This window comes from Bacillus sp. FSL K6-1366 (assembly GCF_037976695.1).
Lineage (GTDB): Bacteria > Bacillota > Bacilli > Bacillales > Bacillaceae > Bacillus > Bacillus subtilis.
Window position 1 is genome coordinate 1,128,139 of record NZ_CP150268.1, and the last position, 13,877, is coordinate 1,142,015.

A 13,877-nucleotide genomic window follows, 5' to 3' on the forward strand; every position below is an offset into this window, starting at 1 on the left:
CCGATTATTGGGGGTTCTTTTCCGTTTTCAGCATATCGTAAATCAGCTTCAGATAATCCTTTTGCAGGCCGATGTCATACCGCTCTCCCTCTAGCAATTTCCCGTATACGGTACATGCCCCGAGCGAAGCTTTTATCGCATCCGTTACCTGCACTTCTCCTCCGCTGTCAGCTTCTAATGCCTCCAGCTCATTAAAAATATCCGGTGTGAAAATATAACGCCCTGCTGCGGCAAAATGAGACGGAGGGTTTTGTTTAGGCTTTTCCACAATATCCTGTATGCGATAAAGCCCTTTTTCAACAGGCTCCCCTTTTATCACCCCGTAATGATGTAAATCCTCCGTTTTTGTTTCTTTTAAGCCGATCACACTGGACTGATATTTCGTATATGCTTCAATCAGCTGCCCCAAAGCCGGCTGATTGGCGGAAAAAATCAGATCATCTGGCAAAACGACGGCAAAAGGCTCTCCGCCTGCAAATTGCTTTCCGAAAGAAATGGCGTCGCCAAGACCCTTTGCATAAGGCTGCCGCACATAGTGAATCCGTATATCCGGAATGGGATGCTCTCTAAGCAAATGCAGTTTATTCTTAGAGGCCAAAAAAGCCTCAAGTGCCAAAGAGGAATCAAAATAGTCGACAATCAGATTTTTATGGCTCGATACAACCATCAAAATGTCCTCAATGCCTGACTCCTTTAATTCTTCAACAAGATAATGAATCACAGGCTTAGATCCTACTGGAAACATTTCTTTCGGAATCACCTTCGTCACCGGCAGATTTCTCGTGCCGAATCCGCCTGCAGGAATGATCGCTTTTTTTATCATGGTATTTTCCCCTCAGCTCATGTTTATTACATGATATTCCAAGAGCGCATCCCGATGTTTGTACATCTGAAATTAGGCGGAAGCAACTGGGCAGAAAGCGGAATCACGAACCAGCCCTTTTTTAATAGGATATTGATATATGACCAGTAATCTTGTAAAGGAGCTCAGGTGATGAAAATTTGTGTGGTTGGCGCCGGGTATGTCGGTTTAACCCTATCAGCGGCACTGGCATCCATCGGACATGACATGATATGCACAGACAAAGACGTCAAAAAAATCGGGCAGCTGAAAAAAGGAGTCATTCCCTTTTACGAGCCTGGGCTTTCAGATGCAATACTTCGTTGCGGCAATCTCTCGTTTTCTTCTGAAGTGAAATCGAGCATGGAGGAATGTCCCGTTATTTTTATCGCAGTCGGAACCCCGCCGCGTTCGGACGGATCAGCTGATACGAAAGCCCTGCAGTCCGTCATCGGTGATTTAAGAGAGGCAATCCGATCGTATAAAACCATCATTACGAAAAGCACTGTTCCGCCCGGGACAAATGAAAACATAGCAAAACAGCTGATTGCCTCCGGAGTGTCTAAAAACCTCTTTAATATCGTATCCAATCCGGAGTTTCTGCGGGAAGGCAATGCCTTATATGACATGCTGCATCCTGACAAAACAGTCATCGGTGTTCAGGAAGAAGATCACGTATCGGCAGCCATCGTCAAATCCATTTACAAACACATTGATACCCCTTTTATCGTTACAAGCTTAGCGGGAGCAGAGCTGATCAAATATGCCAACAATTTCTTTTTAGCGGCCAAAATTTCGTTTATTAACGAAATGGCCCGCATATGTGAAGCCTATCAATCAGATATCTCAGATATTTCCCGCGCTATCGGTCTAGACCCAAGGATCGGGAAGCACTTTTTGCAGGCAGGCATCGGATACGGAGGCTCTTGTTTTCCAAAGGATCTGCAGGCGCTGCAATTTGCTGCCCAGGAAAAAAACACGGAGACCTTCCTGCTCCGGGCCGTGCAGCACATTAATGACACCCAGCTTGGCCTGTATATCAAAAAAATACAGTCATTCTTCGAAACACTTCAAGGCAAGAAAGCGGCTGTACTCGGCATTTCCTTCAAACCGAATACTGATGACATCCGGAATTCTCAGGCTGTCAGACTGATGGAAAGGCTGGCGGAGCTGGGATGTGATGTTCATGCATATGATCCTGAAGCTGTACTTCCAGAACATTTGCGGCAACATGTAACTCAGCATTCTCAAGCTTTTGATGCGATCGAAGAGAGTGACTTTTTATTTTTGGCGACAGAATGGTCTGAGTTTTTAGCGTTTGATTGGAAAAAGGCTGCAGATATCATGAAAGGGCGTCTTGTGATTGACGGACGCAACGTACTAAAAAAAGAACTGATCGAGGCTTGCGGCCTGATCTGTACGGGAGTTGGCCGTCCATGAAAATACTCGTCACAGGAGCAGCGGGCTTTATCGGCTCCCACCTCTGCGAAGAATTACTAAAAGATAAGAAACATAACGTTATCGGAATCGATGACTTTATCGGTCCTACTCCATTTTCCTTGAAATTAAAAAACCTTAAAAACCTGCTGCCGGAAAAGCGATTTACGTTCATAAAGGAAAATCTGCTGACAGCGGATCTTGCTCCCTTACTGGAAGGAGTGGACGTCATCTTTCATTTGGCGGCCATACCGGGTGTCCGCTCAAGCTGGGGCAATCATTTTCACCCATATGCCGCACATAATATCCAGGCGCTCCAAAGGCTCCTCGAGGCGTGCCGGGAACATTCTATTCAAACGTTCGTCTTTGCATCCACCTCTTCCGTCTATGGCGAAAAACAAGGAAAAGTCAGCGAAAACACGTCGCTTTCTCCTTTATCTCCGTACGGGGTAACAAAGCTTACGGGAGAAAAGCTTTGCCATGTGTATCAACAGAGCTTTGGCATTCCAATTGTGATTCTCCGTTTTTTTACCGTATACGGGCCAAGACAGCGGCCGGATATGGCTTTTCACCGGCTCATTAAGCAGCACCTTCAGCAAAAGCCGCTTACCATCTTCGGTGACGGGCAGCAGTCAAGAGATTTCACTTATATCGGCGACTGTGTCAAAGGCATCACCGCTGTTCTTGGGAAACCCCACCTTATTGGTGAAACATTAAATATCGGCGGCGCAGAGCGTGCCTCAGTCTTAAAGGTTGTCTCCCTCATTGAGGATATTTCCGGTAGAAAAGCAACACTGCACTTTTCGGACAAAATAGCAGGCGAACCGAGCAATACGTGGGCGGATATTTCAAAAGCAAAACAGCTCTTGCATTATAATCCCGCCACATCCTTAAAGGATGGCTTGACCAACGAAATCGCCTATTTATCGTCGCTGTATCAGGGGGAATAAAAATGAAGCTTGCCTTTATCTGTACAGAAAAGCTGCCGGCGCCCGCAGTACGCGGCGGCGCTATTCAAATGATGATTGACGGTGTCACGCCCTATTTCAGCAGCAGGTACGACCTGACCATTTTTTCAATAGAAGATCCAGCGCTTCCAAAAAGAGAAACAAAAGACGGCGTACATTATATCCATCTGCCAAAAGAACATTACCGCGAGGCGGTAGCCGAAGAGCTGCGAGCCTCTTCCTTTGACCTCATTCATGTGTTCAACAGGCCTTTAAATGTCTCTTTATATAAAAAAGCCTCACCAAACAGCAAGATCGTTCTGAGCCTGCATAACGAAATGTTTTCTGAAAAAAAGATGACCTTCGCGCAAGGAAAAGAAGTACTCGACAATGTCTCCATGATCACAACAGTGAGCGAATTTATTAAACAAACCGTCATTGAACGTTTCCCTGAAGCCGAGGACATCACAAAAGTTGTGTATTCCGGCGTTGATTTAAACTCTTATCCGCCCGTCTGGACGATGAAAGGCTCGGCTGTCAGAAAAACATACCGGAAAAAATACGGTATTGAAGATAAAAAAGTTATTTTATTCGCCGGCCGCTTAAGCCCGACAAAAGGGCCTCACCTTCTCATTCACAGCATGAGACGGATTTTGCAGCAGCACCCTGATGCTGTACTGGTCATAGCAGGCGGGAAGTGGTTCAGCGATGACAGCGAAAACCAATATGTCACCTATCTGCGCACGCTGGCGCTGCCATACAGAGACCACATAATCTTTACAAAATTCATTCCCGCAGACGACATCCCAAACCTTTTTCTGATGGCAGATGTATTTGTGTGCAGCTCTCAGTGGAACGAACCCCTCGCCCGTGTGAATTATGAAGCAATGGCGGCCGGCACGCCCTTAATTACCACAAACCGGGGCGGAAACGGTGAAGTCGTAAAACACGAAGTCACCGGCCTTGTCATCGATAGCTACAACAAACCTTCTTCATTTGCAAAAGCAATTGACAGAGCCTTTACAGATCAAGAATTAATGAACAAAATGACAAAAAACGCCCGAAAGCATGTAGAAGCTTTATTTACCTTTACCCATGCTGCCAAAAGGCTCAATACTGTTTACCAATCCGTTCTGACCCCGAAAAACAAACAATTTCCGCCGCCTTTTCTGACGCAAAATTTTGATTTATCATCTATCAATCAGCTTTTTGTGAAAGCAAAAACATAAAACCTACAGCTCGTGTTGCAAAACGGGCTGTTTTTTCGCTACAGAGAACTTAAAAAAAGGCATAAATGTGACTTTATGCCTTGCGCTTTACGGTTTGAGAAAACCATGGAGCTGGTTTAGATTCACTTGGAAGAATGATGATTTCCACTCTAGCTTCTTCAGCTAAGTCTGGTTCTTCATCTTCATCCTCTTCTTCATATGGGGGCGCTGAGCGTTTCGAATCACGCTCCTCCTCAGGCTCCAGAGTGGTTTCGAATTTTGTTTCTTCTTCATCATCGAAGATTTTGTGATCTGTTTCCTTTTCCTTCGTTTCTTTTTGATATTCTTTCGGTGCATTGATGTGAGGGAGCTCTCGAATGCTGCCCACATCTAAATGCTTCTCCTCTTCTTCCTTCTCAGCTGACATTGAGTCATGAGCCTGCCACCCCATCGGTCCAGGCGGTGTAAATACGAATTGGTCGAGATCCAGTTTAGAAATAGAGGCTTTTTGTCTCGATGACCTCATGTCAATTCGCCTCCCGATACGCTTTTATCTTTTTATACAGTTCCGGCAGTTTATCCAAAAACGAATCTTTAGATTCTTCAACAGAAATCATGTTTTGCAGCGCCCAGTTATACTTCTCATCTGACCATGTTTTCTTTTGCTTCAAATAATATTTGTGCCCGATTGCACAGAACAAATGCGGAAACGCGAGATCAATCCAAAGTACCTCGTACTGTTTTTCTGTGAGCGGATACACTGCGTCGTAGGCCGCAAGCAGTGCAACCATGAAATCAGTATCCCATACAGAAAGCTTAACCATCACTTTATTCAGCAGAATACGAAGGTCTCTTGACGGCAAATCGTAGGTAATCGAGTGAAGCTCCTTTAAAAAAGGCTCCCCTTCGATCTCTGTCAAACGTGCCAATGTAAAATCCTGAAAACAGAATCCGCCATGCTCGAGCGTCTCTTTTGTCCAGGTTTCGTATTCTGAGTCATCAAGCGCTCTGAGAGCTTCTTTTCCTCTTGCCAGCATTTTATCAGCATGTTTTAAGAAAGTTTGCGAAAATACGTCATCAGGATAGGATGCCGCGATCTGCATATTCCCTTCAAGTTCCTGCAGCTTCCATCGGTACAATTTATGCCATTTTCCCAGCCTGCTTCTCTTCTTGCTTTCATCTGTGCAAACATATCCTTTTGAGGCATGATGAAAATGGCCGGCAAATGACATGACTTTTTTCATTTGCTCTGCATCATAGTAAATCATTTCTTTTCCTGTCACTTTGTCATATAAGCTGTAAGAAACCTGATCCGTGCCCAAGCAGCTACCGCCATTTTTTGTTTGATGAATCGGCGCTATCGGCAGCCCTTTCTCTTGTAAATGGGCGTGTGCCTGAGTGATAAAAAGCATCCGCTCCGGTTTCATTTGCGCTTCTTTTAGCAGCTTTGGGCCATGATCAGTTTCGACTTCCCAGATTTTGCGCCCACTTTTGTTCGATTTCAGCGCCACATGGTCGATATGAAACGGATAATAACTGAGAATTTCGGACACAATCTGTTCTTCATGCTCTTTTTGGTACACTCTGTTCACCCCTTCTATCTGTTCTTTTCATAGACGCTGAGCAGATTTTCAGCCACCCTCTGCCAGCCAAAATTGCTTTCTGCCTCACGGCGGCTGTATTTCCCAAGCCGTTCCCGCTTTTCCGAGCTGCTCAGCAAATCATTGATACGTTCGGCATATTGTTTAGGATTTTCAAAGTCATGAATGATGTAGCCGTTTTTCCCTTCCTCTATGACCTCTGGATTGCCTCCCCGATTGCTTGTAATAATAGGAAGTCCCGCAGCCATCGCTTCATAATGCACCCTTGCTAAAGGCTCCTGCCATTGCGAAGAGCATACAAATACATCTGACATGGTATAAAGGCGCGGAATGTCCTTTGGCTTCACAAATTGAATAAATGTGACATGATCCTTTTGCATCGCACCAAGGGTATGAAGATGTTTGACATAGTTATTTAATTCATTATCTCCGAACCATTTTGACCCGATAAACACCATCATGACATCGGGGTGCTCCTCAATGATGTCCGGCAAAGCTTGCAATAATATGTGCGGGCCTTTGACTTTGCTAAGCCGGCCGACAAACAAGACGATTTTTTTGCCGTGAAGCCCCAGCTCGCTACGCATCTCTTCGCGAGCCCGCTGCCCTTCATTCGTCCAGCGAGGGTGGTACGTTTTTAAATCCACACCAGAATACACCGTTTTTGTTTTTGATCGTGCTGACGGAAAACGGCTTGTGATCGTCTGTCCGATATAATCGCTGACCGTAACAATCTGCGCTACGGAGTCGATGCAAATCTCGCCTTCCGCCTGGCTGATTTTATCGTAAGCGAACATTTCATTGTGAACGCTTAAAATAAAAACAGCATCCGGCGCCTGTTTCTTCAATTTCGGAACCCAGCTTGGGCGATTACAAACATGCACAAGATCAAAACGGCTCTTTTTCAGCTCTGCTCCAACGGCTTCTTCATAACGGTCTTCATCCAAATGCACATAATGGACACCGTCTACCTTCTCTCTATCAGCGAGATTCGGATCTTTAATAGAAAACACAGTCACCTCATGTTTTTTGGCAATTAAAGGGGCAACCGCTTCTAGGTAGATTTGAATGGCGCCTCCTCGAACCGATGGGACAGGAAGCTTCTCTGTGGCGATCAGTGCTATTTTCATACATAGCCTCCATTCCTGCATGATTTTTAACTAGTTAGAATCATGATACGGCTGAACAACCAACTTGTGCGGAATGGGACTGCCCTAAAAACAAAACGGGTAAACAACTAGATTCATCTATTAAATATAGTCAAATAACTCAATCATTTTTTCCTTTTGATTCATAAGGTAGGAGTAAAACAGGTAAGGATGTGTCCTTTAATGGCAGAAAACCATGAAGTCATTGAGGAGGGGAATTCATCAGAGCTTCCTTTATCAGCAGAAGATGCAAAAAAATTAACGGAGCTGGCTGAAAATGTGCTTCAAGGATGGGATGTGCAGGCTGAAAAAATAGACGTCATTCAGGGAAACCAGATGGCGCTTGTCTGGAAGGTCCACACAGACTCCGGCGCGGTTTGTCTAAAACGAATACACAGGCCAGAAAAGAAAGCGTTGTTTTCCATTTTCGCGCAGGACTATTTAGCAAAAAAAGGCATGAATGTTCCTGGCATACTCCCAAACAAAAAAGGCAGCCTATATTCCAAGCACGGCTCATTTCTATTTGTCGTATATGACTGGATCGAAGGAAGGCCGTTTGAGCTGACTGTAAAGCAGGACTTGGAGTTTATCATGAAAGGCCTTGCTGATTTTCATACAGCTTCCGTCGGATATCAGCCGCCAAATGGCGTTCCCGTATTTACCAAATTAGGTCGCTGGCCGAATCACTACACGAAACGATGCAAACAGATGGAAACGTGGAAGCTGATGGCGGAGGCGGAAAAAGAAGATCCTTTCTCACAGTTTTATCTTCAGGAGATAGATGGCTTTATTGAAGACGGGCTGCGCATCAAAGACCAGCTTTTGCAGTCGACCTATGTTCCATGGACTGAACAGCTGAAAAAAAGCCCTAACCTTTGCCACCAGGATTACGGAACCGGAAATACACTCTTAGGGGAAAATGAACAGATTTGGGTCATTGACTTAGATACCGTTTCATTTGATCTGCCTATTCGCGATTTGCGCAAAATGATTATTCCGCTTTTGGATACGACGGGCGTTTGGGATGAAGAAACATTTAATGTCATGCTGAACGCATACGAATCCAAAGCCCCATTAACTGAAGAACAAAAACAAGTCATGTTTATTGATATGCTGTTTCCTTACGAGCTTTACGATGTCATTCGCGAAAAATACGTCCGCAAGTCTGCTTTACCGAAGGAAGAATTAGAATCAGCTTTTGAATATGAACGCATTAAAGCAAACGCATTGCGGCAGCTTATTTAAGACCATCATTTCCCCCGCATATCGGGGGTTTGATCTTTATAAGATAAAGGGTAATTAAATACATGCGGAGGTTGCAAATATGAAAAAGATTGTCGGCGCTTTAGCCGTTTTTGTGATTACATATGCGCTGTTTTCAGCCGCAGGCTACCTGTTTCCTGTGGACCAAGAATGGTACAATTCATTGAAAAAACCGGACTGGACGCCAAGCGGAACTGCGATCGGCATCATTTGGGCCATCCTGTTTGCCCTGATCTCCCTTTCAGCAGCCATTGTATATGCTGCGTTTTCATTTAAAGGTGCGAAAAGCTTTTGGTTTACACTTTTGATAAATTACATGCTCAATCAAGCCTTCAGCTATTTCCAGTTTACGCAAAAAAATCTGCTGGCTGCATCGCTTGACTGCCTGCTTGTCGCCATCACAGCAATCGTATTACTGATCATTGCCAAAAAATACAGCAGAGCCGCAAGCTATCTTCTTTTGCCTTATTTTTTATGGAGTGCATTTGCGACGTTCTTATCCTTTACAATCAATTCAATGAATCTGTGAACAAAAAAAGCCGCTTATACAGCGGCTTTTTCACATCATCGGCTTGATGCCCCAAATGTCCTTCGCATATTCCCGGATCGTGCGGTCGCTGGAGAAATATCCAGAATGAGCAATGTTTACAATCGAACGCTCAGACCATTTCCTTCGCTCCCGATAATCAGCTTGAATTCGCTCCTGTGCATCTGCATATGAGCTGAAATCCTTCAGCACAAAATACTCATCATTATGCGGAAGCAGCGAGTCAAAGATCGATTCAAATTCATCTGCCTCTCCTTCAAAAAAACCATTGATCAACTGATCCGCTACCTGCCTGATTCTTCTGTCATGCTGATAATATTCCCTCGATCTATAGCCGCCGTTTTCCTGATACGATAGAACCTCATCCGCCTTTAAGCCGAACGTGTAAATACAATCAGGGCCCACCCGCTCAAGGATCTCGATATTTGCGCCGTCATGCGTGCCGATCGTCAAAGCCCCGTTCATCATAAACTTCATATTCCCTGTACCAGACGCTTCCTTGCTTGCGGTTGAAATTTGCTCACTTACGTCTGATGCCGGAAAAATTCGCTCAGCCATAGAAACTCTATAATTTTCTAAAAAAACAACTTTGATCAGCTGTTTGACTGCCGGATCATAATTGACTTTTTCTGCGACAGAATGGATCAGCTTAATGATTTTCTTGGCATAATAATAGCTTGGTGAAGCCTTTGCCCCGAAAATAAAGGTTTGCGGGTAGATTGAAAACCCGGCGTCCTCCTTGAGGCGGTTATACAAATACATAATGTGAAGAACATTCAGCAGCTGCCGTTTATATGCATGAAGCCGTTTCACCTGTACGTCGAATATGCTGTCAGGGTTCACAACCACCCCGGCCGTGCAAAAAATCAAATCGGCAAGCTCTTGTTTTTTCTTGCTTTTGTTGTTTTGAAACTGTTCAATAAATGCAGGATCAGTGGCGTACGGTTCTAAACGGATCAGTGATTCCGGCTGTTTGACCCATTCATCGCCGATCGCCTCTGTAATGATGGCAGACAAGCCTGGATTCGCTTTTAACAGCCAGCGCCTGTGGGCAATTCCATTCGTCTTATTGTTAAAACGATTCGGAAACAGCAAGTGAAAGTCGCGCATCTCCCTTTCCATTAATATATCGGAATGTATTTTTGCAACGCCATTTACACTGTAGCTGCCTACTATGGCCAGATGAGCCATTTTGACAACACCATGCGCTGTAATCGCCATGTCCTCTATCCTTTTCCAGTCTCCCGGATACTTTTCCCAAACTGCGCGGCAAAACCTCTCATTGATCTCTTCAATAATCATGTACATTCGCGGGAGCAGCGGCTTAAACAAATGAATCGGCCATTTCTCGAGCGCTTCTGACAATGTTGTATGATTTGTATAAGAAATCGTATGTACAGTGATATGCCAAGCTTCTTCCCAGCCCATGTTCTCTTCATCGAGCAAAATCCGCATCAGCTCAGGCACCGCAAGCGCAGGGTGAGTGTCATTAATATGAATGCTCACTTTTTTATGCAGGCCGGATAAAGATTTATGTGTTTTTCGGTAATTGTTCACAATGCTTTTTAAGCTTGCGCATACTAAAAAATACTGCTGCTTCAGCCGTAAAATTTTCCCCTCATCATGGGTGTCATCGGGATATAAGAATTCAGAAACCGCTTCTGTTTCCCGCTTATAAGACAAAATATTACCGCCGTGATAATGCGCATAGGGCTCAGCGTTCCAAAGCCTTAACGTGTTGACAGTGCCTGTTTCATAGCCGATAATCGGGATATCATAAGGAACAGCGGTAACAATTGTCGCTTGTTCGTGGCGAAAATGCAGGCGCCCGCTTTTTTCTGTCATATGGACTTCGCCCCAAAACGGCACGTCCACTGCTTGATCCGCATTCCTTACTTCCCATACGTTCCCGTTTTTCAGCCATTGCTCAGGCAGCTCCACCTGATGCCCGTCTACAATTTTTTGCTCAAACAAACCATGCTTATAGCGTATGCCCATGCCGTGCCCAGGCAGGTTCAACGAAGCAAGAGAATCTAAAAAGCAAGCGGCCAAGCGGCCAAGCCCGCCATTGCCGAGACCTGCATCGTTCTCTATCTGAAGGATTTCCTCTAAATTGATGCCGATTTCCTTTAAACCAGCTTCTACAACATCACGAACACCAAGATTCATTAAGTTTTGCTCAAGGAGCTGACCGAGCAGAAATTCGATTGATAAATAATATGTCTGCTTCCCGGAATTTGATCTGCTTTTTTCATTCGTCTCGATCCAATCAGCGCTGATATACTCTCTGACCATATTGCCCAACGTTTTATATTGATCCAGCTTGGCAGAATCTTTAAAGCTTTTTCCGCACGTCATTTCCAGACGCTTTAAAAATAAGTCTGCAAAGCGTTCTTTACTCGAGAACATCCCGTCCACTCCTTGTCACCTGCTCAAAAATACGCTGATACTCTTTAGCCGACTTCCCCCAGCTGTAATCTGCATTCATTGCGGTCTTCACGATGCTCTTCCATACATCCTGTTGGCGATAAAACAACAGCGCTCGTTCAATCGTAAATTTCAGATCATGCGCATTAAAGGCGGAAAACGTAAAGCCATTGCCCGTTCCCTCTTCCTCCTGATAGGCACGGACAGTGTCGTAAAGACCGCCCGTTTCCCTGACAATCGGAATGGCGCCATATTGAAGAGCAATGAGCTGCCCCAAACCGCACGGCTCAAATTTCGACGGCATCAAAAACATATCAGAGCCCGCATAAATTTGATGGGCTAGTGGCTCATCAAACCCGATATAAGCCCGGCACTTCTCATGAAAAGCAAATTCTGCATACCGGAAATAATCTTCAAATTCACGTTCTCCTGTGCCCAGCACAACCAGCTGTATGTCTTGCTCCTCAAGAAGTTCGTGCATAATTCTGCGGACAAGATCAAGCCCCTTTTGTTTAGTGAGCCTTGTCACCATACTGATCAGCGGAATATCGTTTTTCTCTGGAAGCCCCATCCGCCGCTGAAGCTTCGTTTTGTTTTCCAGCTTGCATGCAAGATCCCCTGAATCGTATTGCGCCTCTATATAAGGGTCGCTTTTCGGCTGATAGAACGTATCATCAATGCCATTTAATATGCCGGTTACATCATTTTCCCTATATTGCAAAACCTGCTCCAGCTGCTCACCATAATACGGCGTCAATATTTCATTTCTGTAAGTGGGACTCACAGTTGTCACATGATCAGCCGCAATGATGCCCGCCTTCATAAAATTAACAAATCCGTTGCATTCTAACCTTTCATAATGAAAATGATCCATCTCAAGACCCAGCAAGTCATGTGTGACATCAGGAGGGAATATGCCTTGAAACTGCAGGTTGTGGATCGTGAGCACGCTTTTCATCCGTTCATAAAAAGGATGTTTTCTGTACTCCTCTTTCAGCAAATAATTGACCATCGCTGTATGCCAATCGTGAGTATGAACAATATCGGCTTGAACATTCACAACTTTGGCAGCCTCCAGCACAGCTCTTGAAAAAAAGGCAAACCGCTCACCGTCATCATAATGCCCGTACAACGAATCCCTGTTGAAATAGTACTCATTGTCGATGAAGTAATAATTCACATCATTCTCTGCCATATGTTCAATTCCGCAATATTGCTGCCGCCAGCCGACAGCTACGGTACACTCAGCCTGTTTTTTCATACGCTTTTTCCACGGTTCAGGTATTTGGCTGTACTTCGGCAGCATCACAGCTACCTCATTGCCTAATCGCGCAAGCGCCTTTGGCAGAGCACCTGCTACATCGGCAAGACCTCCTGATTTCACAAATGGGGTGCATTCTGACACAGCAAATAATATCTTCAAGAATTCATCAGCTCTCCTTGCACCAAACCTTTTCTTAATACAAGCGGCTGCTCAGCTGTTCCTACAGCTTCCGTCGCCTTGCCGATTTTAACGTCCTTATCCGAAATGACCTGCTCAAGAAGACAATCCTCGCCAATCTGCGTTTTTTGCATAATAATACAGTTTTTCAGCTTCGTACCCTTTCCGACATGGACCGCCCTGAACAAAATGCAGTTTTCAACCTCTCCATCAAGCACACAGCCGTTTGCCACCAAAGAATTTTTGACAGTGCTGTGCTTTCCGTATTTCGTAGGCGGCTCATCCTTCACTTTTGTATAGATAGGCTGCTGCGGCAAAAACACCTGCTGCCAAAAACGAGGCTGAATGAGCTCCATACTGTGGGTATAATATTTTTCCACCGAATCAATGACAGCGGCATAACCTGAATATTCATAAGGGCAAATGGTCAGGGCGGAAGATTCCTTTTCAACAGCCTCCTGAATGGTTTTATAGCCTTTTTCGCTATGTCCGTAGATCAGATCCTTTAAAAGCGTTGTTGACATGATATAGATTTGCAGCGACTGGCCGTCCTGAAATACCTCGGTGACGTCGCAGCCAACCTCCTGATGGCGTTTCAGCACATATTGAAATTGAATGTTGCATACGGTATGGCTGTTGGAGATTACAGCATATTGCTGAGTGCTTCTGTGGAAGTAATCTAGATGGTCCGAAAACTGGCGAAAGGAACCGAATTCATCGTATTCGTGATGAAGATGGGGAGACGGGAAAAAAAAGAGGCCGTCCTTTTTCCGGTGCAAATCCCATTCCTTACCCGCCCCAAGGTGATCCATGAGCGAACGGTAACGATACTTCGGAAAAATTGCAACACTCCTAATATCCGCATTCACCATGTTGGAAAGCATAAAATCAATCAGTCGGTACCTGCCGGCAAAAGGGATCGCCCCGAGCGACCGCTGTGCTGTTAAATCCTGAAGAGAATGCTTATATGTGGTTTCATCTATAACACCTAACATTTGATTATTGAACACTGACTCT

General features: G+C 44.9%; 12 protein-coding genes. 5 read left to right on the forward strand and 7 right to left on the reverse strand.

Annotated features, from left to right (window positions below; genetic code table 11):
* Window positions 1-4: 4 nt before the first annotated feature.
* Window positions 5-823 (reverse strand): UTP--glucose-1-phosphate uridylyltransferase, encoded by an 819-nt coding sequence (locus MHI44_RS06025; RefSeq protein WP_003229044.1) that lies wholly within the window; start codon window positions 821-823, stop codon window positions 5-7.
* 171 nt (window positions 824-994) lie between these two features.
* Here MHI44_RS06025 and MHI44_RS06030 point away from each other — a divergent pair, with 171 nt between their 5' ends.
* The 3 genes from MHI44_RS06030 to MHI44_RS06040 are packed head-to-tail and all read left to right on the forward strand — an operon-like array spanning window position 995 to window position 4,454.
* Window positions 995-2,281 carry a UDP-glucose/GDP-mannose dehydrogenase family protein gene (locus MHI44_RS06030; protein ID WP_317680309.1) on the forward strand — a complete coding sequence of 429 codons (1,287 nt, stop codon included), beginning with the start codon at window positions 995-997 and terminating at the stop codon, window positions 2,279-2,281.
* Entirely contained in the window at window positions 2,278-3,228 is a 951-nt protein-coding gene (locus tag MHI44_RS06035; RefSeq protein ID WP_213376735.1) for an NAD-dependent epimerase/dehydratase family protein, read from the forward strand. Before MHI44_RS06030 ends, MHI44_RS06035 begins: the two co-directional genes overlap by 4 nt.
* A gap of 2 nt (window positions 3,229-3,230) precedes the next feature.
* Complete coding sequence (locus MHI44_RS06040; RefSeq protein ID WP_046160769.1) at window positions 3,231-4,454, forward strand: glycosyltransferase family 4 protein; 1,224 nt, start codon at window positions 3,231-3,233, stop codon at window positions 4,452-4,454.
* A gap of 73 nt (window positions 4,455-4,527) precedes the next feature.
* Here MHI44_RS06040 and MHI44_RS06045 read toward each other — a convergent pair whose 3' ends face one another.
* From MHI44_RS06045 to cotSA, 3 genes are read right to left on the reverse strand one after another with little or no spacing between them, the layout of a single operon-like run.
* Entirely contained in the window at window positions 4,528-4,959 is a 432-nt protein-coding gene (locus tag MHI44_RS06045) for a hypothetical protein (protein ID WP_339203117.1), read from the reverse strand.
* A 1-nt stretch (window position 4,960) separates the two neighbouring features.
* Window positions 4,961-6,016: a spore coat putative kinase CotS gene (cotS, locus tag MHI44_RS06050; protein ID WP_003229031.1), complete on the reverse strand. Its 1,056-nt coding sequence runs from the start codon at window positions 6,014-6,016 to the stop codon at window positions 4,961-4,963.
* 14 nt (window positions 6,017-6,030) lie between these two features.
* Entirely contained in the window at window positions 6,031-7,164 is a 1,134-nt protein-coding gene (gene cotSA / locus MHI44_RS06055; protein ID WP_003229028.1) for a spore coat protein CotSA, read from the reverse strand.
* A gap of 189 nt (window positions 7,165-7,353) precedes the next feature.
* On the opposite strand from cotSA, the gene cotI reads away from it, so the two are divergent.
* Complete coding sequence (cotI, locus tag MHI44_RS06060; RefSeq protein WP_339203119.1) at window positions 7,354-8,427, forward strand: spore coat kinase CotI; 1,074 nt, start codon at window positions 7,354-7,356, stop codon at window positions 8,425-8,427.
* Window positions 8,428-8,506: 79 nt separating this feature from the next.
* Window positions 8,507-8,974, forward strand: a complete 468-nt coding sequence (locus tag MHI44_RS06065; protein ID WP_339203121.1) for a TspO/MBR family protein — start codon at window positions 8,507-8,509, stop codon at window positions 8,972-8,974.
* 30 nt (window positions 8,975-9,004) lie between these two features.
* Here MHI44_RS06065 and glgP read toward each other — a convergent pair whose 3' ends face one another.
* From glgP to glgD, 3 genes are read right to left on the reverse strand one after another with little or no spacing between them, the layout of a single operon-like run.
* Window positions 9,005-11,401: a glycogen phosphorylase GlgP gene (gene glgP, locus MHI44_RS06070; protein WP_114523437.1), complete on the reverse strand. Its 2,397-nt coding sequence runs from the start codon at window positions 11,399-11,401 to the stop codon at window positions 9,005-9,007.
* Window positions 11,388-12,842 (reverse strand): glycogen synthase GlgA, encoded by a 1,455-nt coding sequence (gene glgA, locus MHI44_RS06075; protein ID WP_161476762.1) that lies wholly within the window; start codon window positions 12,840-12,842, stop codon window positions 11,388-11,390. Before glgA ends, glgP begins: the two co-directional genes overlap by 14 nt.
* On the reverse strand, window positions 12,839-13,870 hold the full coding sequence (gene glgD, locus MHI44_RS06080) for a glucose-1-phosphate adenylyltransferase subunit GlgD (protein ID WP_339203125.1): 1,032 nt from the start codon (window positions 13,868-13,870) through the stop codon (window positions 12,839-12,841). The genes glgA and glgD overlap by 4 nt, the downstream gene beginning before the upstream one ends.
* Between the last annotated feature and the right edge of the window lie 7 nt (window positions 13,871-13,877).

Coding starts and splice junctions, on each gene's coding strand:
- cotI (WP_339203119.1), top strand. CDS start 7,354: ATGTGTCCTTTAATGGCAGAAAACCATGAAGTCATTGAGGAGGGGAAT.
- glgP (WP_114523437.1), bottom strand. CDS start 11,401: ATGTTCTCGAGTAAAGAACGCTTTGCAGACTTATTTTTAAAGCGTCTG.
- MHI44_RS06040 (WP_046160769.1), top strand. CDS start 3,231: ATGAAGCTTGCCTTTATCTGTACAGAAAAGCTGCCGGCGCCCGCAGTA.
- MHI44_RS06025 (WP_003229044.1), bottom strand. CDS start 823: ATGATAAAAAAAGCGATCATTCCTGCAGGCGGATTCGGCACGAGAAAT.
- MHI44_RS06065 (WP_339203121.1), top strand. CDS start 8,507: ATGAAAAAGATTGTCGGCGCTTTAGCCGTTTTTGTGATTACATATGCG.
- MHI44_RS06035 (WP_213376735.1), top strand. CDS start 2,278: ATGAAAATACTCGTCACAGGAGCAGCGGGCTTTATCGGCTCCCACCTC.
- MHI44_RS06030 (WP_317680309.1), top strand. CDS start 995: ATGAAAATTTGTGTGGTTGGCGCCGGGTATGTCGGTTTAACCCTATCA.
- cotSA (WP_003229028.1), bottom strand. CDS start 7,164: ATGAAAATAGCACTGATCGCCACAGAGAAGCTTCCTGTCCCATCGGTT.
- MHI44_RS06045 (WP_339203117.1), bottom strand. CDS start 4,959: ATGAGGTCATCGAGACAAAAAGCCTCTATTTCTAAACTGGATCTCGAC.